The sequence below is a fragment of the Sinorhizobium sp. Y406 genome (assembly GCF_058732025.1).
The window spans coordinates 1,377,417-1,400,905 of sequence record NZ_CM178974.1 but is presented as its reverse complement, the minus strand read 5'-3'; the positions used below and the strand labels follow the sequence as shown (position 1 = coordinate 1,400,905).

16 protein-coding genes are annotated in these 23,489 nt (G+C 62.2%); 8 read left to right on the top strand and 8 right to left on the bottom strand.

Annotated elements, in window-relative coordinates; all coding sequences use genetic code 11:
• Positions 1-78: 78 nt before the first annotated feature.
• Entirely contained in the window at positions 79-3,000 is a 2,922-nt protein-coding gene (uvrA, locus tag AC4P1R_RS06760; RefSeq protein ID WP_492177508.1) for an excinuclease ABC subunit UvrA, read from the bottom strand.
• A 264-nt stretch (positions 3,001-3,264) separates the two neighbouring features.
• Between uvrA and AC4P1R_RS06755 the strand changes: the two genes are divergently transcribed.
• Positions 3,265-3,780, top strand: a complete 516-nt coding sequence (locus tag AC4P1R_RS06755; protein ID WP_069457410.1) for a single-stranded DNA-binding protein — start codon at positions 3,265-3,267, stop codon at positions 3,778-3,780.
• Positions 3,781-3,882: 102 nt separating this feature from the next.
• Here the strand turns inward: AC4P1R_RS06755 and AC4P1R_RS06750 are convergent, their stop codons facing one another.
• A complete protein-coding gene (locus tag AC4P1R_RS06750) occupies positions 3,883-4,512 on the bottom strand; it encodes a MarC family protein (RefSeq protein ID WP_069457411.1) in 630 nt (209 codons plus the stop codon).
• A gap of 338 nt (positions 4,513-4,850) precedes the next feature.
• On the opposite strand from AC4P1R_RS06750, the gene gyrA reads away from it, so the two are divergent.
• Positions 4,851-7,634: a DNA gyrase subunit A gene (gene gyrA / locus AC4P1R_RS06745; protein ID WP_069457412.1), complete on the top strand. Its 2,784-nt coding sequence runs from the start codon at positions 4,851-4,853 to the stop codon at positions 7,632-7,634.
• 100 nt (positions 7,635-7,734) lie between these two features.
• On the opposite strand, the gene AC4P1R_RS06740 is transcribed toward gyrA, so the two are convergent.
• From AC4P1R_RS06740 to trxB, 3 genes are all read right to left on the bottom strand, one after another.
• Entirely contained in the window at positions 7,735-8,715 is a 981-nt protein-coding gene (locus AC4P1R_RS06740) for a transglycosylase SLT domain-containing protein (RefSeq protein WP_151611237.1), read from the bottom strand.
• A 704-nt stretch (positions 8,716-9,419) separates the two neighbouring features.
• Entirely contained in the window at positions 9,420-10,316 is an 897-nt protein-coding gene (locus tag AC4P1R_RS06735; RefSeq protein ID WP_069457490.1) for a LysR family transcriptional regulator VtlR, read from the bottom strand.
• Positions 10,317-10,530: 214 nt separating this feature from the next.
• Entirely contained in the window at positions 10,531-11,505 is a 975-nt protein-coding gene (trxB, locus tag AC4P1R_RS06730; RefSeq protein ID WP_069457414.1) for a thioredoxin-disulfide reductase, read from the bottom strand.
• 445 nt (positions 11,506-11,950) lie between these two features.
• On the opposite strand from trxB, the gene AC4P1R_RS06725 reads away from it, so the two are divergent.
• The 4 genes from AC4P1R_RS06725 to AC4P1R_RS06710 all read left to right on the top strand — a co-directional run bounded on the left by AC4P1R_RS06725 (position 11,951) and on the right by AC4P1R_RS06710 (position 15,411).
• Complete coding sequence (locus tag AC4P1R_RS06725) at positions 11,951-12,421, top strand: Lrp/AsnC family transcriptional regulator (protein ID WP_069457415.1); 471 nt, start codon at positions 11,951-11,953, stop codon at positions 12,419-12,421.
• Between the two features lie 107 nt (positions 12,422-12,528).
• A complete protein-coding gene (locus AC4P1R_RS06720) occupies positions 12,529-13,341 on the top strand; it encodes a glycosyltransferase family 2 protein (RefSeq protein WP_492177725.1) in 813 nt (270 codons plus the stop codon).
• Positions 13,342-13,360: 19 nt separating this feature from the next.
• Positions 13,361-14,392, top strand: a complete 1,032-nt coding sequence (locus tag AC4P1R_RS06715) for a glycosyltransferase (RefSeq protein WP_069457492.1) — start codon at positions 13,361-13,363, stop codon at positions 14,390-14,392.
• On the top strand, positions 14,389-15,411 hold the full coding sequence (locus AC4P1R_RS06710) for a glycosyltransferase (RefSeq protein ID WP_492177507.1): 1,023 nt from the start codon (positions 14,389-14,391) through the stop codon (positions 15,409-15,411). The genes AC4P1R_RS06715 and AC4P1R_RS06710 overlap by 4 nt, the downstream gene beginning before the upstream one ends.
• 2 nt (positions 15,412-15,413) lie before the next feature.
• On the opposite strand, the gene AC4P1R_RS06705 is transcribed toward AC4P1R_RS06710, so the two are convergent.
• The 3 genes from AC4P1R_RS06705 to carB all read right to left on the bottom strand — a co-directional run bounded on the left by AC4P1R_RS06705 (position 15,414) and on the right by carB (position 20,697).
• The gene (locus AC4P1R_RS06705) at positions 15,414-16,469 is read right to left on the bottom strand and encodes a glycosyltransferase family 4 protein (protein WP_492177506.1); all 1,056 of its coding nucleotides are present in this window, start codon (positions 16,467-16,469) and stop codon (positions 15,414-15,416) included.
• A gap of 83 nt (positions 16,470-16,552) precedes the next feature.
• Positions 16,553-17,029 (bottom strand): transcription elongation factor GreA, encoded by a 477-nt coding sequence (gene greA, locus AC4P1R_RS06700; RefSeq protein ID WP_069457417.1) that lies wholly within the window; start codon positions 17,027-17,029, stop codon positions 16,553-16,555.
• 179 nt (positions 17,030-17,208) lie between these two features.
• Complete coding sequence (gene carB / locus AC4P1R_RS06695) at positions 17,209-20,697, bottom strand: carbamoyl-phosphate synthase large subunit (RefSeq protein WP_492177505.1); 3,489 nt, start codon at positions 20,695-20,697, stop codon at positions 17,209-17,211.
• A gap of 382 nt (positions 20,698-21,079) precedes the next feature.
• On the opposite strand from carB, the gene ypfJ reads away from it, so the two are divergent.
• Both ypfJ and AC4P1R_RS06685 read left to right on the top strand, forming a co-directional pair.
• Positions 21,080-22,012 carry a KPN_02809 family neutral zinc metallopeptidase gene (gene ypfJ / locus AC4P1R_RS06690; RefSeq protein ID WP_069457419.1) on the top strand — a complete coding sequence of 311 codons (933 nt, stop codon included), beginning with the start codon at positions 21,080-21,082 and terminating at the stop codon, positions 22,010-22,012.
• Between the two features lie 170 nt (positions 22,013-22,182).
• The gene (locus AC4P1R_RS06685; RefSeq protein ID WP_492177504.1) at positions 22,183-23,442 is read left to right on the top strand and encodes a TCR/Tet family MFS transporter; all 1,260 of its coding nucleotides are present in this window, start codon (positions 22,183-22,185) and stop codon (positions 23,440-23,442) included.
• Positions 23,443-23,489: the final 47 nt, after the last annotated feature.

Here is a 23,489-nt window from a genome sequence, read left to right as displayed (position 1 = left end):
AGACAGAAAGCAATTCAAAGTGCGACAGCGACCTTTGCGCGTCCGATAAGACGCGCGGCGCCGTATCCTCAGCGCCGGTCACTCCGCCGCGACGGCCTTCTTCGTCGGGCGGCGCTCCAGAAGCTCCTTCAGGAACTGCCCCGTATAGGAGCGGGGTTCCTTCACGACGTCTTCCGGCGTGCCCTTGGCAATGACCTCGCCCCCGCCGTCGCCGCCTTCGGGACCGAAGTCGATGATCCAGTCCGCCGTCTTGATCACTTCGAGGTTGTGCTCGATAACGACGACAGAATTGCCCTGGTTGACGAGCTCATGCAGAACTTCAAGAAGCTTGGCTACGTCATGGAAATGCAAGCCGGTTGTCGGCTCATCGAGTATGTAAAGCGTGCGCCCGGTGGAGCGCTTCGACAGTTCCTTGGCAAGCTTCACGCGCTGGGCCTCGCCGCCCGAAAGCGTGTTCGCCTGCTGGCCGATCTTAATATAGCCGAGCCCCACCTGGTTCAGCGTCACCAGCTTGTCGCGCACCGCCGGGACGGCCGAGAAGAATTCGACGCCTTCCTCGACCGTCATGTCGAGGACGTCGGCAATCGACTTGCCCTTGAAGTGCACGTCGAGCGTTTCGCGATTGTAGCGCTTGCCGTGGCAGACGTCGCACGTGACGTAGACGTCCGGCAGGAAGTGCATCTCGATCTTGATGACGCCATCGCCCTGGCAGGCCTCGCAGCGACCGCCCTTGACGTTGAAGGAAAAGCGGCCCGGTTGGTAGCCGCGCGCCTTCGCCTCCGGCAGGCCGGCGAACCAGTCGCGAATCGGCGTGAAGGCGCCGGTATAGGTCGCCGGATTCGAGCGCGGCGTGCGGCCGATCGGCGACTGGTCGATGTCGATCACCTTGTCGATATGCTCGAACCCGTCGATGCGGTCGTGATCGGCCGGGTTCTCGCGCGCGCCCATGATGCGGCGGGCAGCCGCCTTGTAGAGCGTTTCGATCAGGAAGGTGGACTTGCCGCCGCCCGAGACGCCGGTCACCGCCGTGAAGACGCCGAGCGGGATCGACGCGGTAACATTCTTCAAATTGTTAGCGCGCGCTCCTACGACGGTGATTTCCTTCTTCTTTTTTGGCTTGCGTCTTTCGCCTGGCACGGCCACGGAAAGCTCGCCCGAGAGATATTTCCCGGTCAGAGACTTCTGATTGGCCATGATATCGGAGGGCGTGCCTTCGGCCACGATCTCGCCGCCATGGATGCCGGCCGCCGGTCCGATGTCGACGACATAGTCCGCCGTCAGGATCGCATCCTCGTCATGTTCGACGACGATCACGGTGTTGCCGATGTCGCGCAGGTGTCTCAGCGTGTCGAGCAGGCGCGCATTGTCGCGCTGATGCAGACCGATCGACGGCTCGTCCAGCACATAAAGCACGCCGGTCAGGCCGGAGCCGATCTGGGAGGCAAGGCGGATGCGCTGGCTTTCGCCGCCGGAGAGCGTGCCGGAATTGCGCGACAGGCTCAGATATTCCAGTCCGACATCGTTCAGGAAGCGCAACCGCTCGCGGATCTCCTTGAGGATCCGCACGGCAATCTCGTTCTGCTTGGTGCTGAGTTCATGCGGCAGCGCCTCGAACCAGTCGCGGGCAGCCCGGATCGACATTTCCGTGACTTCGCCGATGTGAAGCCGGTTGATCTTGACCGCCAGCGCTTCCGGCTTCAGCCGGTAGCCGGCACAGGCGGGGCAGGGCGCGGCCGACATATAGCGCTCGATTTCTTCCCGCGCCCAGGCGCTGTCGGTCTCCTTCCAGCGCCGCTCGAGATTGGGCACGACGCCCTCGAAGGTCTTGGTGGTGTTGTAGGCGCGCGCACCGTCCTTGTAGTGGAAGGTGATCTTTTCTTCGGTGCCATGGAGGATCGCCTTCTGCGCTTCAGCCGAAAGCTCGCTCCAGCGGTTGCCGAGCTTGAAATCGAAGACCTGGCCGAGCGCTTCGAGCGTCTGGTTGTAATAGGGCGAGGTCGACTTGGCCCAGGGCGCGATCGCGCCGTCGCGCAGTGTCCTGTTCGGTTCCGGAACGACCAGCGCCTCGTCGATCTTCTGCTGGCTGCCAAGACCGTCGCAGGTCGTGCAGGCGCCGAAGGGATTGTTGAACGAGAAAAGCCGCGGCTCGACCTCCGGAATGGTGAAGCCGGACACCGGGCAGGCGAATTTTTCCGAAAACAGCACGCGCTCATGCGTCTCGTTGAGCGACTTGTTGGCCGCGCCGCCGGCCGCGGTTTCGTCCGGCGGCAGTGGTCGGTCGGCGAACTCGGCGACAGCCAAGCCGTCGGCAAGCGTCAGGCAGGTCTCGATGCTGTCGGCGAGGCGCGTGGCGAGATCCGGCCTGACGACGACGCGGTCGACGACGACGTCGATATCGTGCTTGAATTTCTTGTCGAGCGCCGGGACGTCGGCGATCTCGTAGAACTGCCCGTCCACCTTGACGCGCTGGAAGCCCTTCTTCATCAATTCGGCGAGTTCCTTCCTGTACTCGCCTTTGCGGCCACGCACGAGCGGCGCCAGAATATAGAGACGGGTGCCTTCTCCGAACTCCAGCACGCGGTCGACCATCTGGCTGACCGTCTGGCTCTCGATCGGCAACCCCGTTGCCGGCGAATACGGCACGCCGACGCGCGCGAAGAGCAGGCGCAGATAGTCGTAGATCTCGGTGACGGTACCGACCGTCGAGCGCGGGTTGCGCGAGGTCGTCTTCTGCTCGATCGAGATCGCGGGGGAGAGACCGTCTATCTGGTCGACGTCCGGCTTCTGCATCATCTCCAGGAACTGCCGGGCATAGGCGGACAGGCTTTCGACGTAGCGGCGCTGGCCCTCCGCATAGATCGTGTCGAAGGCGAGCGAGGATTTGCCGGACCCGGAAAGCCCCGTCATCACGATCAGCCTGTTGCGCGGCAGGTCGAGGTCGATGCCCTTGAGGTTGTGCTCGCGCGCGCCGCGAATGGAAATGGTCTTGAGTTCGCTCATCGGAAGCCAGCTTTGCAGGTCGTTTGAAGCCCCCTATGTAATGACGACTGCGCCCATGTCGAGGCGCAAACGGCGAAGAGGCCAATCAATTGCGATTCGGTTGACAGGATAATAGGCAATCGCTAGAACAAAAAAAGAACAAATATCAGTTGTGGATTACGCGCGGAGCGGGGCGTATCGACGGCGGCGGGCCGTTAAGATGCGCGCTCTTGGGACATCGGAAAGCCGGGCCGGCGGTTCGGCGGCAAGCACGGGAAAAGTGATATGGCTGGCAGCGTCAACAAGGTGATCTTGATCGGAAATGTCGGGGCCGACCCGGAAATCCGGCGCACGCAGGACGGTCGGCCGATCGCCAACCTGCGCATCGCAACCTCCGAAAGCTGGCGCGACCGCAATACCGGCGAGCGCCGCGAGAAGACGGAATGGCACACTGTCGTCGTCTTCAACGAGGGCCTTTGCAAGGTCGTCGAGCAATATGTGAAGAAGGGCGCCAAGCTCTATATCGAAGGCCAGTTGCAGACCCGCAAGTGGCAGGACCAGAACGGCAATGACCGCTACACGACGGAAGTCGTGCTGCAGGGCTTCAACTCGACCCTGACGATGCTCGACGGTCGCGGCGAGGGCGGCGGGGCCAGCCGCGGCGGCAGCGACTTCGGCGGCGGCGGCGGTTACGAGGAATACGACCAGCCGCGGCAATCCTCCGGCGGTCGCGCCGGCGGCCAGCCGAACCAGGGCGGCAGCAACTTCTCGCGCGATCTCGACGACGACATTCCGTTCTGATCGGGTGGCGGCGCTGCCTTGTGTCTTCGGCGCCGCGCGTCCTTTCAAGCGGCAGAATCCGTTCGGCCCGCTTCATGCGGGCCGTTTGCTTTTCTCGAACGATCAGATGCCAAACGCAGCGCGCACGCCGTCGACGACGAATTGCACCGCGAGTGCCGCAAGGATGACGCCGAGCAGGCGGGTGAGGATGGCCCGGCCGGTGACGCCGAGAAAGCGGTCGACCCGTTCGGCGATCACCAGAGCCAGGAACAGAAGCGCCATCGAGACCGCAATGACGGCGAGAAGCTGCAGGCGCTCGAGGACGGAGGGAAAGGAACTGCCGAGCAGGATGGTCGCCGAAATCGCCCCCGGTCCGGCGATCAGCGGCAGGGCAAGCGGGAAGACGGCAATATTGTGGATGTGATCCCTGGTAACGGCAGCCTCGCCGGTCTTTTCCTTTCGCTCCTGGCGCCGCTCGAAGATCATCTCGAAGGCGATCCAGAACAGCAGCAGGCCGCCGGCAATCCGGAAGGCGCCGATCGAGATGCCGAGCAGGCCGAGAATGCCGTCACCGAAAAGTGCGAAGGCCGCCAGGATGAAGAAGGCGATCAGCGAGCCGCGCGTCGCCACCTGGAAGCGCTGCTGCCGGTTCAAACCGACGGTGAGACTGAGGAAGATCGGCGCCAGACCCGGCGGGTCCAGCGTGACGAGCAGTGTCGTCAGCGCATTGATCAACAGGTCGATATCGATCATCCGTTCCCCCTTTACGGACTCCGGCTGGGTCCGGGTTGTGGAGCCGCATTGTTAGGCAAGCCACGCGCGCTTGGAAAGGGGCGGGCGGGGCGCCATCGAACGAGTCTCCCAAACGCCCCTGTAGTACTGTGAATTGCTGTCGGTTCCCGCCGTCGATTTCAGTGGCCAAGCGCACTGCGATGGCTTAAACCGGCACGGCGCACACATGCCTCGAAAATGCCCGACCCGGAGGCGAAAGACTGTTCAAAACCTTACGCCGTATTGGCGCGAAATTGGCGCGCGAAGCCGCATTCGACTATAAAGAACCGACTGATTCTGAACAAAGATCGTGATCGACATTGACTGAACAAAGCACTCCCGGCGGCGGAAAGACTCCGCCAGGCATCGAGCCGATTTCCATCATCGAGGAAATGCAGCGGTCCTACTTGGATTACGCCATGAGCGTGATCGTCTCGCGCGCGCTTCCCGATGTGCGCGACGGGCTGAAACCGGTTCACCGGCGCATCCTCTACGGGATGAGCGAACTCGGCATCGATTGGAACAAGAAATACGTCAAATGCGCCCGCGTCACCGGTGACGTGATGGGTAAATACCATCCGCACGGCAACATGGCGATCTACGACGCGCTGGCGCGCATGGCGCAGGATTGGTCGCTGCGACTGCCGCTGATCGACGGCCAGGGCAATTTCGGCTCGGTGGACGGCGATCCGCCTGCGGCCGAACGCTACACCGAATGCCGGCTGCAGAAGGCCGCCCATTCGCTGCTCGACGATCTCGACAAGGAAACGGTCGATTTCCGCGAGAACTACGACGGCACCCTGCAGGAACCCGTCGTCGTTCCGGCGAAATTTCCGAACCTGCTCGTCAATGGCGCCGGCGGCATCGCCGTCGGCATGGCGACCAACATTCCGCCGCACAATCTCGGCGAAGTCATCGACGGCTGCATCGCGCTGATCGACGATCCGGCAATCGAACTGCCGGAACTGATGCAGATCATTCCCGGTCCGGACTTTCCGACGGGGGCGCTGATCCTTGGCCGTGCCGGCATCCGCCAGGCCTATGAGACCGGCCGCGGCTCGGTGATCATGCGCGGGCGCGCCCATATCGAGCCGATGCGCGGCGACCGCGAACAGATCATCATCACCGAGATTCCCTATCAGGTGAACAAGGCGACGATGATCGAGAAGATGGCCGAACTGGTGCGCGAGAAGCGCATCGAGGGCATCTCGGATCTCCGCGACGAGTCGGACCGGCAAGGTTACCGCGTCGTGATCGAGCTAAAGCGCGATGCCAATGCCGATGTCATTCTCAACCAGCTTTACCGCTACACGCCGCTGCAGACCTCCTTCGGCTGCAACATGGTGGCGCTGAACGGCGGCAAGCCGGAGCAGATGACGCTGCTCGACATGCTGCGCGCCTTCGTCTCGTTCCGCGAGGATGTTGTTAGCCGGCGAACGAAATACCTGCTGCGCAAGGCACGCGAGCGGGCGCATGTCCTGGTCGGTCTCGCCATCGCCGTCGCCAATATCGACGAAGTGATCAAGCTCATCCGCCACGCGCCCGATCCGCAGAGCGCGCGCGAGCAGCTGATGGAACGCCGCTGGCCGGCCCATGAGGTCGATGCGCTGATCCGGCTGATCGACGATCCGCGCCACCGGATCAATGACGACGGCACCTACAATCTCTCGGAAGAGCAGGCGCGTGCCATTCTCGACCTCCGCCTGCAACGCCTGACCGCGCTTGGCCGGGACGAGATCGGCGGAGAGCTCAACAAGATCGGCGAGGAAATCCGGGACTATCTCGACATCCTCTCCTCGCGGCTCAGAATCATGCAGATCGTCAAGGACGAGCTTGCCGCCGTCCGCGACGAATTCGGCACGCCGCGCCGCACCGAGATCGCCGATGGCGGTCCGGACATGGACGACGAGGATCTGATCGCCCGCGAGGACATGGTGGTGACCGTGTCGCACCTCGGCTACATCAAGCGCGTGCCGCTGACGACCTATCGGGCACAGCGCCGCGGCGGCAAGGGCCGCTCCGGCATGGCGACGCGCGACGAGGATTTCGTTACCCGGCTATTCGTGGCCAACACCCATACGCCGGTCCTGTTCTTCTCCTCGCGCGGCATCGTCTACAAGGAGAAGGTCTGGCGGCTGCCGATCGGCACGCCGCAATCGCGCGGCAAGGCGCTGATCAACATGCTGCCGCTCGAACGCGGCGAACGCATCACCACGATCATGCCGCTGCCCGAGGACGAGACGACCTGGGAAAACCTGGACGTCATGTTCTCGACGACGCGCGGCACCGTCCGCCGCAACAAGCTGTCCGACTTCGTCCAGGTCAACCGCAACGGCAAGATCGCGATGAAGTTCGACGAGGAGGGCGACGAGATCCTCTCGGTCGACACCTGCACCGAATTCGACGACGTGCTGCTGACGACGGCCCTCGGGCAATGCATCCGCTTCCCCGTCTCCGACGTACGTGTTTTTGCGGGGCGCAATTCGATCGGCGTCCGCGGCATCTCGCTCGGGGAAGGCGACCGGATCATCTCGATGGCGATCGTCGCCCATGTCGATGCCGAGCCCTGGGAACGCGCCGCCTATCTGCGTCGTTCGGCGGCCGAACGGCGGGCGACGACCGGCGAGGACGAGGAGATCGTACTCGTCGGCGAGGAGGTCACCAATGGCGGCGAACTCACCAACGAGCGCTATGAGGAACTCAAGGCACGCGAGCAGTTCGTGCTGACGCTCTCGGAAAAGGGGTTCGGCAAGCGGTCCTCGTCCTATGATTTCCGCACCTCCGGCCGGGGCGGCAAGGGCATCCGGGCCACCGACACCTCCAAGACGGCCGAGATCGGCGAACTGGTTGCGGCATTCCCGATCGAGCACAACGACCAGATCATGCTCGTGTCCAACGGTGGACAGCTGATCCGCGTGCCGGTCGACGGCATTCGACTGGCAAGCCGCGCCACCAAGGGCGTCACGATCTTCTCGACGGCAAAGGACGAGAAGGTGGTCTCCGTCGAACGGATCAGCGAGCCGGAGGGCGAGGACGGGATCGAGGAAGTCGTGACCGCCGGCGAGTCCATCGTGGCCGAGCCTCCGGCCGACGCGGAAGATTGATCTCAGGCGCATCGCGACAACAAAGCCCGCCAGACCGGCGGGCTTTTTCACAAGCGACCCTTTATGCATGACGGCCCAAGCTGGTCGCCGAGCTCCCCGACTAGTTCTTGAAGACGATGCAGGACCCGCCGCTTCGGCGAACGGCGGCGCACAACTCATCTGCCTCGGCGCGCGTCTGGCGGCCGATCCGGGCGGCGTATCGGCCTCTCGCTCCGAAACTGCCGTTTCGCTCCCGCACGAGCAGGGCCTTTTCACTGCTGATCGGCGCCGGCAGCCGCTTCACGGCATTCAGGAACATTCGCTGCGCGACGGCCTTCTGGAAATGGGCTGCCAGTTGAACGCCCCAGGGCGCCCAAGCCGCCTCGTCGGCAACGGCGATCTCACGCAGCCGGCGGGTGTTCGCAAGCGCTACACAGCCCTCCAGAAAGTTTTTATCCTTGTCGAGCGAGAGGTCGAGAGCCTTTGGCGGGTTGTCTCGCCAATCCTCGACCGGATGGGCGGTGATCGCCAGGACATAGTTGCGCGTCTCATAGGGCAGCCTGTCCCTCTCCAGGAAACGCTCGAGCCCGGCTTCGCCGGCATTGTAGGCCGCCGCGGCAAATCCGAGATTGCCATAGCGAAGCTTGAGTTCGCTCAGATACTCGGCCGACTTGCCGAGTGCGGCTACCGCATCGAAACTGTTGGCGAGGCCCCGCAATTTTGCAGTCGCCGGCATGAACTGAGCGATCCCCTCGGCTCCCTTGGGACTGACAGCGTCCGGTTGAAACAGGCTCTCGCGCCAGATCAAGCGGGCGAAGAACGTCGCCGGGAGACCATTCGTATCAGCATAATGCTCGATGATACTGCAGACGTCGCGTGCGAAATTCTCGCGCCTTATGCAAAGACGTACGGACGGATCTGCTGCCGAGTTGCCGACATAGATGCATTTCAGCGGAACGGGCCCATCCGGCCGTGCTTCGGCAGGGCCGCCGACGCCGATAACGTGCCAGATGGCCACGGCGGCTGCTCCGGCAGCGCGAGCCAGACGTCCCAAACGGTTGCCCCAGATGTGGCATCTGCCCGCTCTGCCTTGTTCGACCATGCGGCTCCTCAGCGACGACCGATTGCGCAAAAGTAGCATCTTCGCCGCCGACGGGAAACACCCGTTACGCCGACGTGCCGGCTTCCTCAATCAGGCGCGCGCCTGTGCGCAGGTGCGGGCGCCCGGATACGCAGGGAAGCTGCTCGGCAAGACGCGGGGCGCTGTAGTTCCGCGCGGCAAAAAAAAGGGCCGCAAGAGAACTTGGGCCCTGTCAGTTGTGAAGGTTTGAAAAACCTCCAGAGGGGAACGGCTGCTGCTGCGGCCGGGGAGGAGAAAGCCGCCAAATGCATCAGCCAAGAGAGATATGGGCAGGAGCCAGCCGGCTTTCAAGTGCGTTCCCATAAGAAATCTCAACTGACGGCTGCACGAATAGCGAACAAAAAAAGAGGGCCGCAAGAGAACTTGGGCCCTTTATAGTTGTGAAGGTAATTAAAACCTCCAGAGGGGAACAGCTGCTGCGGTGGCACTGGGAGGAGAAGCCACCAAAGATGCATCAGCTGTGTGTGGTATGCTGTTTTTTTGGGCGGTGAGCAATCATTTAATATGCATGTCAGCCATGCCGTGCGCGCATCGCTGCACATTTTTGCGGCGCACAATGAAACAGATGCGGGGCAAAAACTCCACGGCGACGCGAATAAAACCAAGAAAACAGTTATTTAGCCGTCGTGCGAACCTGCGCCCAGAAATCGGGCATGTCCGGGCCGTCAAAAATTCCAATTTCGGGACTTGGCGACGATATAATCACGGAAGACCTTGAGCTTCGCCGAGTTCTTCAATTCGTCCGGATAGCAGAAATACGTATCGAACGAGGGAATCTCGGCGCTGATCGGAAGCTGGATCAAGCCGGGGTCGCGACCGACGATGTAGTCGGGCAGCATGGCGATCCCGATCCCGAGCAGGCAGGCGCGCTTGATGGACGTCTGGCTGTTGATCTGCAGGTGCGAGATACGCGGATTGTCCGGATCACGGCCGGCGATTTCCAGCCAGTTCACGTCCAGCAAATAGTTCGGGGCCGGCTCGCCGAAGGTGATGATGCGGTGATTATCCAGTTCCTCCAGCGTGTGGGGCTCGCCATGCTTGTTGATGTAGGACGGCGCCGCATAGACATGCATGTGCACCGTAAACAGCTTGCGCTGGATCAGATCCGACTGCTGCGGCTGGCGCAGCCGGATCGCGCAATCGGCATGCCGCATGTTCACGTCGAGCTCTTCGTTGTCGAGAATGAGTTGGACCTGCACATCCGGATAAAGCGTCATGAACTCCTGGATCTTGTCGGTCAGCCAGCCCTGGCCGAGACCGACAGTCGTCGTGATGCGGAGCTTGCCGCTGGGCTTGTCAGTGGTCTCGCTCAGTTGCGCCTTGATGCTTTCGAGCTTCATCAGCACTTCATGCGCGGTGCGGTAAAGCATCTCGCCCTGTTCGGTCAGAATCAAACCGCGGGCATGGCGATGAAACAGCTTGATGCCGACGTCCTGCTCGAGCGCACTGACCTGCCGGCTGATGGCGGATTGCGACAGATGGAGCTTATCTGCCGCATGCGTGAACGAGCCGGCCTCGGCCGCCGCGTGAAATATGCGCAGTTTGTCCCAATCGAGCGCCATGAATACCCCCATAACGGATCGCCGGAGGAACCGAGCGGCGTCCTCCGGGCGTCACCAATGCATCTGTTCCCACCCGAGGCGCACCTACTGCATGTTTCCTTGAACCGGCTTCGATTTAAGGACAAAACACGCGGCAACCAAAGTGCTGCAGCGACCTTTGCGTGTCTGAATCGACATGTGGCGCTGCAGGGCGTCGACCCCGATTTTGCAGCTTCTATTCGGCTGCAATTGCGACGGGCATATGACCCGCCAGATATTTCTCCGCCTCGAGCGCCGCCATACAGCCCATGCCGGCAGCGGTCACGGCCTGACGATAAATGTCGTCGGTGACATCGCCGGCGGCAAAAACGCCCGGAACATCCGTCGCGGTCGAATCGGGCGCGGTCCAAAGATAGCCGTTCGGCTTCTGGCGAAGCTTGCCTTTGAAGAGTTCCACGGCCGGCGCATGGCCGATTGCGACGAAGACACCGTCGGTCTCCATTTCGGAGACATCGCCGGTCTTGGTGTTGCGGAGCTTCACGCCGTTGACGGAGGCGGGCATCGGCGGCTTTGCCGGTGCGCCGAGATATTCGGTCACCTCATGGTCCCAAACGACCTTTACGTTCGCCTTGGCAAAGAGGCGTTCCTGCAGGATCTTTTCCGCCCGGAACGCGTCCCGACGGTGGACCACCGTTACCGTCTTGGCCAGGTTCGAGAGGTAAAGCGCCTCTTCCACGGCGGAGTTGCCGCCGCCGACCACGATTACCTCCTTGTTACGATAGAAGAAGCCATCGCAGGTGGCGCAAGCAGAAACGCCGAAGCCCATGAAGGTCTGCTCGCTTTCGATGCCCAGCCACTTTGCCTTCGCACCGGTGGCGATGATCAGCGCGTCGGTCGTCCAGTCGGCGCCACTGTCTGTCCTGACGCGAAAGGGGCGGACGGAAAGATCGACATCGGTGACGATATCATTGACGATCTCGGCGCCGACATGGACGGCCTGCTTCAGCATCTGCTCCATCATCCACGGGCCCTGGACCGGATCGGCATAGCCCGGGTAATTCTCGACATCCGTGGTGATCATCAATTGCCCACCCTGTTCCATCCCCGCGATCAGTACGGGCGAAAGCATGGCGCGCGCCGTATAAATCGCGGCGGTATAGCCGGCGGGGCCGGAGCCGATGATCAGCACTTTGGTGTGACGGGCGGTCATGCTCGTGTCCTTCATTCGCCGGAAGACCTGGCGGGAATTATCCGGTGGGTTCCGTGAGTGGCAAAAATATCGTCTTACTTTAGGTATTCACAGCCCGGACTTTCAAGTGCGCCTCCGCTGATACACACAAGTGCTTGCGCCTGCACCAGGAAATTGACACCAGATCAGGAATTTTGCCGCGTTTCCGCCGGAATTTCTCGCCGGAATCCCTCGACCTGAGTGCATGACCGCCTCGCGAGGGAGGGGCCCGTTGAAGTTTCTGTGCATGCGTCCGCTTGCGCGCTCGTTTCGACGTGCGGTTACGTGCTAGCCACACGACTGCGTCCGGCGGCGCGCCGGACGTGTGCCTTATCGACGATTGCTGCTGTTTCCCTGCGCTCGCAACGTCTATATGGGAAGAACGCGCCGGCGGCGGGGGGCCGGCAGTTATTGGGGATATTGGTCAATGGTCATGCGCGTCGATCTCGATTCCATCGACATGAAGATCCTGCGGGAGTTGCAGGGAAACGGCCGGATGACGAATGTGGAGCTTGCCGAACGGGTCGGAATATCGGCACCGCCCTGTCTGCGCCGCGTCCGCAAGCTCGAGGAATCCGGCGTCATTCGCGGCTATCGCGCCCTTCTCAATGCCTCGGCACTTGGATACGACCTCGTTGCCTTTTGCATGATCGGGCTCAAGCACCAGTCCGACGCCAATCTCAAGGCATTCGCAGCGCGCACAGCTTCGTGGCCGCTCGTGCGCGAGGCCTGGATGGTTTCCGGCGAATCCGACTTTCTCCTGCAGTGCGTGGCAGAGAACCTTGCGACCTTTCAAGATTTCGTTATTGAAGAACTCACCGCGACCGACAATGTCGACACGGTGCGAACCATGCTGACGATCCGCCAGGTCAAGGACGCCTGCCAGGTCGAAATCTGAGGTCTGTTGAGGCCTGCTCCATTCGAGGCTTTGCTGGGCGGAACGAATTGAAACATCTCCAGGACGAAGGCCCGGATGGGCCGGGACAGGTGAGAAAGAGCTCCACCATCGAAGAGAAGCTCCCGCTGTCTGCTTTCATCATCTGCCTGAACGAAGAGTCCTATCTCGGCAATTGCATCGAGAGCCTCGAGCAATGCGCCGAGATCGTGATCGTCGATTCCGGCTCGGAAGACGGCACGGCGGCTCTGGTACAATCCTATATCGACAAGGGCTGGCCCATCCGCTTCATGTACGAACCCTGGCGGGGCTATGCCGGGCAGAAGCAGTTCGCCCTCGAGCAATGCCATGAACCCTGGTGCTTCAACATCGATGCCGACGAGCGCTTCGACCAGCCGCTCAAGGCTTTGCTGCCATCGCTTCTCGCCGCCCCCGACGACGTCGTCGGCTGGAAGGTGGCGCGCCGCCCCTACCTGATCGGCTATGGCTACACGCCCGAGAAAGTGCACGAACGCCGCAATCTTCGCCTGATCCGCAATGGGCGCGGCCGCTACGATCTCGGCCAGAAGGTGCATGAAGGAATCGTTCCGGACGGCAAGGTGGGCGCGGCCAGGGCCGGCAGCCTGCTGCATTACCGGCCGCTGATCATCGATGAGCAGATCCTCAAGGAAAACAAGTATTCGACGCTGAAGGCAGACCAGCATTTCGCCGAAGGCAGACCGCCGCGGCCCTACAAACTGCTCTTCGGCCCGCCTCTCTATTTCTGCCGGCTCTATTTACGCAATGGCCTGTGGCGCTGCGGCTTTCCCGGTTTGATCGAGGCAATGACCGGAGCCGTTTATGCGTTCCTGACCGCTGCCAAGGCTTATCAAAGGCATGCGCTGAAAGCGCATCCGAATGTCGACGATGCGCCTTCCCGCTGAAGCTCCGAAAGGCGACACGATGAAAGTCATGCATATTCACTTCGGCAAGGAAGGGGGCGCGGAACGCTTCTTCGTGAACCTGGTCAACGCCCTGCATGAGAGGGGTGTGGAACAACGCGCCCTGATCCGACCCGGGCGCAGCTGGTACGACCAGATCAAGGGCAGCGCGAAAATCCATGAAGGCACGTTCCGCAGGATTTCGCTCTCGCGGTTCCTGCTGCGATGGAGAATGCATCGCATTTTGAAGGAGTTCCAGCCTGATGTGATCATGGCGTGGCAATTGCGTGCAAGCCGGTTCATGCCCGCCTACAAGGGTGCCTATCGGATCGCGCGCCTCGGCGACTATCCAGAGCATCTCGGCTACTACAGCAACGTCGAGACCCTGGTGTGCATTACACCGGATATGGCCGCCAGGGTGCGCGCACTCGGATGGAAGCGGGACGTGGAGGTGATCGCAAATTTCACGCGTGCCGTCCCCGTCGCGCCGGTGGCGCGCTCGGAGATGGAAACGCCCGATGACGCCTTTGTGGTTCTCGGCATGGGGCGCTTCGTCAGGCGCAAAGGCTTTGACGGTCTTCTCCGCGCCGTGAAAAGGATCGATGGAGCCTATTTGTGGCTCATCGGCGACGGGCCCGAGCGGGAACAGCTGGAAAGGCTGACCGACGAGCTCGATCTGCGCGGTCGCGTGCGTTTCGCCGGCTGGCGGACCAATGCCTATGGCTATCTCGCCGCCGGCGACGTCTTCGTCATCAACTCAATGCATGAACCGCTCGGCAATGTGTGCTTCGAGGGCTGGGGTGCCGGCAAACCGACGGTTGCTTCGCGAGCAGAGGGCCCTTCCTGGGTGATGACGGATGAGGCCGATGCATTGATGGTCGATTGCGGCGACGACGAGGGGCTCGCGAATGCGATCCGCAGATTGCGCGACGACCCCGCACTTCGCCAAAGGCTAAGCATCGGCGGCCGCGAGACGTTGCGCACGCGCTTTTCCGAGGAAGCGATCACCAACGCCTATCTCGAGCTTTTTGCCAAGGGTGTGGCACGCCAATGAAAGTGATGCATTTCCACTTTGGCAAGGACGGCGGCGCAGAGCGCTTTTTCGTCTGTCTCGTAAATGCGCTCGCCGAACGCGGCGTCGAGCAGACATCCATTATTCGTCCCGGACGCGTTTGGCGTCGGGAGATCGAGGGTGCCACGACGATCACGGAAAGCAATTTCCGCAACCTCTCGCTCGATCGCCTGCTCCTGCCGCGCAAAGCCATGCGCATGGCAGAGCAGGGCAGTCCGGACGCGCTGATGGCATGGGCGCCGCGCGCCAGCGAACTCATGCCGCCCTATGACGGCTGCATCAGGATTTCCCGGCTTGGCGACTATCCGAAGCGCCTCGACTATTTCAAGAACACGGATTGCCTTGTCTGCAACACGCCGGGCATAGCCGACCACGTGCGCAATCTGGGCTGGACGCGGCAAGTCGAGGTCATATCGAACTTCACCAGTACCGAGCGGGCGCCGCCAAAAGACCGGGCCGCGCTGGACACACCGGCCGACGCCCCGCTGATCCTGTCGATGGGACGCTTTGTCGAGCGCAAGGGATTCCACACGCTGATCGAGGCCGTTGCCAAATTGCCCGACGCCCATCTCTGGCTTCTGGGCGACGGCGAAGAGCGCGACAATCTGCAAAAGCTTGCGGCCGATCTCGGCGTCTCCAGGCGGGTGCGCTTCGCCGGCTGGCAGGAGGATACCAGACCGTTCCTCGCCGCCGCCGACATTTTCGTGATGCCGTCCAGCCACGAGCCGCTCGGCAATGTCATCCTCGAAGCCTGGGCCCAGAAGACGCCGGTGGTCTCCAGCCGATCCGAAGGACCGCAATGGTTCATGCGCGACGGCGAAAACGGCCTGATGGTGGACATCGGCGATGCCGACGGCTTCGCCCGTGCGATCGAGCGGATCGTCAACGATCCTGCCCTGGAAACCAGGCTCGCCGAGCGTGGACACGAGACGCTGATCGGCCAGTTTTCCAAGGCGGCGATCACCGATGCCTATCTGAAATTGTTCGCGTCGAAGCGATAGGTTCAGCGCATCAGGCTTTCGTAGACCGCGCCGATGGCGTGAGCCTCGCCTTCGATGGCGAAGTTCTTGGCGGCCCGCGCCAAAGCATTGGCGCCCGCAACGGCAAGCCGCGCCCCATCGTCCATGAAGCCCGCCGCGCCATCGACCATCGCTTTGAGATCTCCGGCAGGGACGAGGAGGCCGGTTTCCTCGGACCCTTCCGCGATCAGTTCGGCAAAGGCGCCGACGTCGGCGGCGACGACGGGCACGGCCGTGGCCATCGCCTCGAGCGGCGTCAGCCCGAAGCCCTCCCAGCGCTGCGGCGCGATGAAGAGATCGAGAGCCCGGTACCAGTCCGGAATATTGGTGTGCTCACCCACGAAAAGGATACGGTCTGCAAGCCCGGCCCTGGCGACGCGGTCCTTGAGCTCCACCTCGAAGGCGAGGTGAGGGCCGGTGGCCCGTCCGGCAACGATCGCGCACCAATCCGGCCGGCAGGGCAGGAGGGCGATCATGCTGTCGACGAAGAGGTCTGTTCCCTTCTGGTGACGAACGCGGCCGAAGCAGCCGACATGCTTCTTCGAGGAGTCGAGGCCGAGCCCACGTTTCGCTTCCGCCTTGTCGGCCGGCGGGTGGAACCGCTTCGTGTCGATCCCATGCAGGATTACCGAGTTCGGCACGTCCAGATAGGCCGCCGTCTTGCCGCTCGTGGCGATCACCGCATCCATGCGCCGGATGAGGAATTTGCTCCAGGCCGTATGCCGCCGCTGCGAAGCGGAGGTGAAGACGATCCGGACCTTCATACGCAAGAGATCGCGGAGCAGGATTGCCGGCAGCATCTCGACGTTTCGGCGCGCATGCCAGATGCGGCACGACCGCCCGGCGGGTGCGCTCCAGAGGTGGATCAGGTCGCGAAAGCGAATCGAGGGTAAGGTCGCGGGCAGACCCGGGCCGAGAACTGCCATCTTCTGGCCCAGCGCCCGCTGCACCGGGATCAGTTGGATGATGGTCGAAGTGACGCCGGAGAGACGCCGCTTGAAGTTCGGCGCAATGATTTCGATGTCCCGGATGTCGGCCACGAAAGCATGCTCCTCGCGCATACGGAGTCGGTCATAAAGGGGTCGTGGGGCGCAACGATGGAACGCGCGCCCCGAGGGGCTGGTCAGCCCCAATGGATGGCGAGGATTTCGTATGCCTTGGAGCCGCCGGGCGCGTTGACCTCGATCGAGTCACCGACTTCCTTGCCGATCAGCGCACGGGCGATCGGCGAGGAGATCGAAATGCGGCCGGCTTTCACATCGGCCTCCTGGTCCCCGACGATCTGGTAGGTCTTCTCTTCCTCGGTATCCTCGTCGACGAGCTTTACCTTGGCGCCGAATTTAATCTTCGAGCCGGACATCTTCGAAAGGTCGATGACCTCGGCCCGGGCAATCAGATCCTCGAGTTCCGCGATTCGGCCTTCATTGTGGCTCTGTGCCTCCTTGGCGGCATGATACTCGGCATTCTCCGACAAATCGCCATGGGCGCGTGCCTCGGCGATCGCTTCGATGATACGAGGGCGTTCTTCCTGCTGGCGCCAACGCAGTTCCTCCTGCAGATTGACGAATCCACCCTGGGTCATCGGCACCTTGTCGACCATTCTACTATCCTTCATCAAGCAGATGGCGCCGCCTTTCGGCGGCGCCTACGCAAAAGAAAACGGTCTCCGGTGCGATAACACCGGAACCGTCGAACATCCGAACCGCCCTTATAGCAGAAAGCCATTCGGCTTTGCCAGATTTTTCAGCCAGGCGGATCGTGTCCCCGGGGGCTCGTATATCAGCTGAAATAGTCCTGCAGGGGCCGAACTTCGAGGTTGCCGGCCTTCAGCGCCTTGATGGCAAGGGCCGCCGCTTCGGCGCCGGCCATGGTCGTATAATAGGGAACCTTCTGCATCAGGGTCGCACGGCGAAGCGACTTCGAGTCCGAAATCGCCTTGTTGCCGTCCGTGGTGTTGATGACGAGTTGGACCTGACGGTTGCGAATCGCGTCCTCGATGTGCGGTCGGCCTTCCAGAACCTTGTTGATCTTGGTCGCCGTGATGCCGTGCTCGCCCAGATAGCGGGCGGTACCGCCGGTCGCCATGACCTTGAAACCGATATCTGCGAGGATGCGGATCGCCGGCAGCACGCCCGGCTTGTCTTCGTCGCGAACCGAGACGAAGACCGTTCCGTCACGCGGCAGGTCGACGCCGGCACCGAGCTGAGACTTGGCAAAGGCGAGCGCGTAATCCGTGTCGAGCCCGATCACCTCGCCGGTGGAACGCATCTCGGGGCCGAGCAGCGTGTCGACGCCGGGGAAGCGGGCGAAGGGGAAGACCGCCTCCTTGACCGCGATATGCTTCAGGTTGCGCGGATCGGGCTTCTTTCCATAGGCGGCAATGGCCTCGTCCAGCGTTTCGCCCGCCATGACACGGGCGGCGATCTTCGCGATCGGCGCGCCGATCGTCTTGGCGACGAAGGGCACCGTGCGCGATGCGCGCGGATTGACTTCGAGAACGTAGATCGTGCCGTCCTTGATGGCGAACTGCACGTTCATCAGGCCGCCGACTTTCAGCGCCTTGGCAAGCGCTGAAGTCTGGCGCTCGAGTTCCTCGACGAGGTCGTTACCCAGCGTGTGCACCGGCAGCGAGCAGGCGGAGTCGCCGGAGTGAATGCCGGCCTCCTCGATATGCTCCATGATGCCCGACACGAAGACATCATTGCCGTCGCACAGGCAGTCGACATCCACTTCAGTCGCGTTCGTCAGATAGCTGTCGAAGAGCAGCGGGTTCTTGCCGAGCAGCGTGTTGATCTGCCCGGTCTTGTCGTTCGGATAGCGCTGCTTGATGTCCTCGGGCACCAATCCCGGGACGGTGTCGAGCAGATAGGTCTGCAGCATGCTTTCCGAATGGATGATCTGCATGGCGCGGCCGCCGAGAACGTAAGAGGGGCGGACGACCAGCGGGAAGCCGATCTCGGCGGCGACGAGGCGCGCCTGCTCGACCGAATAGGCGATGCCGTTATTCGGCTGGTTGAGGTCGAGCTTCATCAGGAGCTTCTGGAAGCGGTCGCGGTCTTCGGCCAGGTCGATTGCGTCCGGCGCCGTGCCGAGGATCGGAATTCCGTTCTTTTCAAGCGCTTCGGCGAGCTTCAGCGGCGTCTGGCCGCCGAATTGAACGATGACGCCGTGCAGCGTGCCGTTTTCCTGTTCGGCGCGCATGATCTCGATCACGTCTTCCGCCGTCAGCGGCTCGAAATAGAGCCGGTCGGAGGTATCGTAGTCGGTCGAGACGGTTTCCGGGTTGCAGTTGATCATGATCGCTTCATAGCCGGCATCCTTCAAGGCGAAGGCCGCATGGCAGCAGCAATAGTCGAACTCGATGCCCTGGCCGATCCGGTTCGGACCGCCGCCGAGAATCACGACCTTCTTGCGATCGGAGACCTGGGCCTCGGAGCGGGCAAGACCGGCGAAGGGCGTCTCGTAGGTGGAATACATATAGGCGGTCGGCGAGGCGAACTCTGCGGCGCACGTGTCGATCCGTTTGTAGACCGGGCGGACGTTGAGGGCGTTGCGCAGTTCCGCGACCTCCTTGGGGCGCTTGCCCGTGAGCGTCGCCAGGCGTGCATCGGAAAAGCCCATCGCTTTCAGCATGCGCAGGTTTTCGGCATCCTCCGGCAAGCCATGCTCGCGGATGCGCGCCTCCATGTCGACGATCGCCTTGAACTGGGCGATGAACCACGGATCGATCTTGCAGGCTTCGTGCACCTCCGCCTCGCTCATGCCGAGACGCAGCGCCTGGGCAACCATTCTCAGGCGGTCCGGCGTCGGCGTGCCGAGTGCGGCGCGGATGGCATTGCGGCCGTCGCCGTTGTCGTCGAAATCCGGAATCTCGATCTCGTCGAGACCGGTCAAGCCCGTTTCGAGCCCGCGAAGCGCCTTCTGGAGCGACTCGGCAAAGGTACGGCCGATCGCCATGACCTCACCGACCGATTTCATCGCGGTCGTCAGTGTCGGTTCGGCACCGGGAAACTTCTCGAAGGCGAAGCGCGGGATCTTGGTAACCACATAGTCGATCGACGGCTCGAAGGAGGCCGGCGTCGCGCCGCCGGTAATGTCGTTTTCCAGCTCGTCGAGCGTGTAGCCGACCGCAAGCTTCGCGGCGATCTTGGCGATCGGGAAACCGGTCGCCTTGGAGGCAAGCGCCGAGGAACGGGACACGCGCGGGTTCATCTCGATGACCACGAGGCGGCCGTTTGCCGGATTGACCGCGAACTGGACGTTGGAACCGCCGGTCTCGACGCCGATCTCGCGCAAGACCGCGATCGAGGCGTTGCGCATGATCTGATATTCCTTGTCAGTCAGCGTCAGCGCCGGCGCGACAGTGATCGAATCGCCCGTATGCACCCCCATCGGATCGATGTTCTCGATCGAGCAGATGATGATGCAATTGTCCGCCTTGTCGCGGACGACCTCCATTTCATATTCCTTCCAGCCGAGCACCGACTCCTCGATCAGCACTTCGGTCGTCGGCGAGGCGTCGAGGCCGCTGGCGACGATGTCGAAGAACTCGGACCGATTATACGCGATACCGCCGCCGGTGCCGCCGAGCGTGAAGGAGGGGCGAATGATTGCCGGCAGGCCGACCTCGTCGAGCGCCTGGGCGGCGATCGCCATGGCGTGGTTGACGTAGCGCTGCTTACGGTCGCCTTCGCCGAGGTTCCACTGGTTTTCAAGTTCGTCGAGCGCCTTGTCGAGTTCAGGGCCGGAGAACCGGGCCTTGAGTGCCGTCCGCTCGGCTTCGTGTGCCTTGCGATCCTGGTCCTTGATATCGGTGGCGTTGGCAAGATGCGACTTCGGCGTTTCGAGGCCGATCCGCGCCATCGCCTCGCGGAAGAGCGCGCGGTCCTCGGCCATGTCGATAGCCTCCGGCTTGGCGCCGATCATCTCGACATTATAGCGATCGAGCACGCCCATGCGGCGCAGCGACAGGGCCGTGTTAAGCGCCGTCTGTCCGCCCATGGTCGGCAACAGAGCGTCCGGACGCTCCTTGGCGATGATCTTGGCGACGACTTCGGGCGTGATCGGCTCCACATAGGTCGCATCAGCCAGTCCCGGATCGGTCATGATCGTCGCCGGATTGGAGTTGACCAGGATGACCCGGTAGCCTTCTTCCTTGAGCGCCTTGCACGCCTGGGTACCGGAATAGTCGAATTCGCAAGCCTGGCCGATGACGATCGGCCCCGCACCAATGATGAGAATCGATTTGATATCTTGGCGCTTCGGCATAGGCTTTCATCCGTTCTGGCTGCGCGAAAAGCCGGCCAGGGTGAAGGATCACCGGCCGGGGCGCGCAACAATGGTGTTTTCAGGCTAGAAGCGGCTTATAGGCAAATGTTTCTGCAAGCGAAACCCCGAAAATTCCGGAATCGACAATAAAGCGGAACATATCCGCCCCCGGCCGGAAAGCGATGCCTCGGCGCCGCGGATCCTGCGGCGAGCGCGTTCTCGCGACTGCAAGCCCGTCCTTGGCCCCACCAAAACAAGGGCAGCGTGAAACCGGCACTGCTGCAAATGCGTTTTGCAACAATCGCGGCTGCGGCTACAACGACTTCGGTTCTCGAGAGCGAGAGGAAGCGGACGTCGCGCCGTCTAGTGGAGGAAAGAAGTCATGGAGTGGAAGGGCCGCCGTCAATCCAGCAACGTCGAGGATCGACGGGGCGCAGGCCGAGGTCGCATCGGAGGCAGTCCGTTCGGACGCGGCGGAGGCATTCGGATCCCGACTGGCGGCATGCGGCGCGCGGGCGGCGGGCTCAGCATCGGCACGATCATTTTCCTCGTCGTCATCTATTTCCTGTTCAGAGCCATGGGGATCGATCTGCTTCAGGTCATCGAAGGCGGACCGGTGAATATGCCGGGTTTCGAGCAGAGCGACGGCTCGCAAACGCCGCGCGGTTCAGCCGAGGAAGAGGAGATGAAGGCGTTCATGGCGACTGTGCTGGCCGAAACGGAAGACACCTGGCACGGGATTTTCCAAGCCAATGGAGAAGAGTACCAGGAGCCGAGGCTTGTTCTTTTCAGCGGCGCCGTGCAGTCGGCCTGCGGCTTCACTTCAGCCGCGTCCGGCCCCTTCTATTGCCCGGGCGACCGCAAGGTCTATCTCGACATGAGCTTCTTCGACGAACTGGCACGGAAGTTCGACGCCGCGGGAGACTTCGCCCAGGCTTATGTGCTGGCGCATGAGGTGGGCCATCACGTGCAGAATCTGATCGGCGTCCTGCCGAAATTCAACCAGATGCGCCAGCGGTTGAGCGAGGCCGAGGCGAACCAGATGTCGATTCGCGTGGAACTGCAGGCCGATTGCTTTGCCGGTATATGGGGCAAATTCACCGAGCAGAAGGGTCTGTTGGAAAGCGGCGATCTGGAGGAGGCGCTGAATGCCGCAACCCAGATCGGCGACGACACCTTGCAGAAGCGCATGCAAGGCTATGTGGTGCCGGAAAGCTTCAACCATGGGACGTCCGAGCAGCGGGTGACCTGGTTCAAACGCGGCTTCGACAGCGGCAGGATGTCGGCTTGCGACACCTTCTCAAGTCCGGTCTGATCAAGGTCGATTCCAGAGACATGCAGCAGAACCATAAAGCAGCGTGATCGCCGCATCATAAAAAGTGAAATGTTCACGCATTGTTCCCAGGAGCATTGTGCGATACACCTTTTCTGGTGACATCGTTCATGGTTTGTCTGCTGCTTCGGCCGACGGCAGGGAGGGGCTTGATGCTCGACAAGCGTTTCAGTCATCGCGGCCTGCTCCTCGTCTTTTTCATCCTGCTACTCGATATCATGGGTATCGCCATCATCGTGCCGGTGCTGCCGAGCTACCTGCGCGAGTTGACGGGAGCGGAGATTGGTGAAGCCGCGATCGACGGCGGCTGGCTGCTGCTCGTCTATTCGGCAATGCAGTTTCTGTTCGCTCCCCTGATCGGCAATCTGAGCGACCGCTTCGGGCGTCGGCCAGTGCTGCTGGCTTCCGTCTTCACCTTTGCAATGGACAATCTGATCTGCGCGCTTGCAACCAGCTACTGGATGCTCTTCATAGGCCGCGTTCTGGCCGGGGTGAGCGGGGCGAGCTTCGGGACCGCTTCGGCCTTCATCGCCGACGTCAGCGACGACAGTAACCGCGCGCGGAATTTCGGCTTGATCGGCATCGCCTTCGGCACGGGCTTCGCGCTCGGGCCGGTCATTGGCGGACTTCTCGGCGAGCTCGGACCGCGAGTGCCGTTTTTCGGTGCGGCTGGCCTGTCCCTTCTCAACTTCGCCGTTGCCTGCTTCCTTCTTCCCGAGACGCTCGATGCCGCCAATCGTCGCCGCTTCGAGTGGCGCCGCGCGAACCCGCTCGGCGCCCTGAGGCAGATGCGTCAATATCGCGGGATCGGATGGGTGTGCCTCGTCTTCTTCCTTCTGTGGCTTGCCCATGCCGTCTACCCGGCCGTCTGGTCCTTCGTTTCGTCCCATCGCTACGGCTGGAGCGAGGGGCAGATCGGCCTGTCGCTTGGCGTTTTCGGCGTCGGCGGCGCCTTCGTGATGGCCGTCGTCCTGCCGCGGGTCGTGTCGAAACTGGGCGAAAGACGAACGGCGACGCTCGGCCTTGCGTTCACGGCACTCGGAATGGCGGGCTACGCAGCCGCGTGGCAAGGATGGATGGTCTATGTCGTGATCGTCGCAACGGCGCACGAGAGCCTCGCTGAGCCGCCATTGCGCAGCATCGCGTCGGCCCATGTGCCGTCCTCGGCCCAGGGCGAATTGCAGGGTGCGCTCACCAGCATATCGAGCGCAACGACCATCCTCGGACCGCTGCTGTTCACGCAGATCTTTGCGCATTTCGCAGGGCCGGCGGCCACATACCGATTCTCCGGTGCACCCTATGCGATTTCGACCTGTCTGGTCGCTGCAGCTCTCGCGATCTTCCACCTGCGTGTGCGTCGCGCCCGCGGCGTCGCATTCGAGCGTGCCGCGTCGAGTCCAACAGAGGCTTAGGCTTGCGGGCGATTCGATCAATTTCCTTGATGGATCGATGAAAGTTT